Origin of the sequence: Pseudomonas sp. SIMBA_068, from assembly GCF_046534705.1 — a bacterium.
Lineage (GTDB): Bacteria > Pseudomonadota > Gammaproteobacteria > Pseudomonadales > Pseudomonadaceae > Aquipseudomonas > Aquipseudomonas putida.
In genome coordinates, this window is the sequence record NZ_JAWRYI010001117.1 from 1 (window position 1) to 252 (window position 252).

Consider the following 252-nt stretch of genomic DNA (forward strand, 5'->3'; position numbering starts at 1 on the left):
TTCATAACGCTTCGTCACCAGTTGCTGTTGCAGTGCGCTGCTTTGAGCGTAAAAGTCATTATGGATTTTCTGCCACGCTGTCTGTTGTTCGCTGGTCAAAGGCGCGGCATTTTGCTGCCACATACCGTGTCCGCCGTGAGCAAATGCAGATGTCGAGCCCATCGCCATTGCTGAAAGCGCCATCATTACCAGGGCAATTTTCGTGTTCCGTTTCATGGTTAATCCTCCGATGGTTGTCTTACTTCGGGTATT

The 252-nt window shown here is 50.0% G+C and carries 1 protein-coding gene; it reads right to left on the reverse strand.

Going from position 1 to position 252, the window contains the following annotated elements:
• On the reverse strand, window positions 1-216 hold a 216-nt coding region (locus tag SB756_RS32965; protein ID WP_410913621.1), incomplete at its 3' end, for a periplasmic heavy metal sensor.
• Window positions 217-252 lie beyond the last annotated feature (36 nt).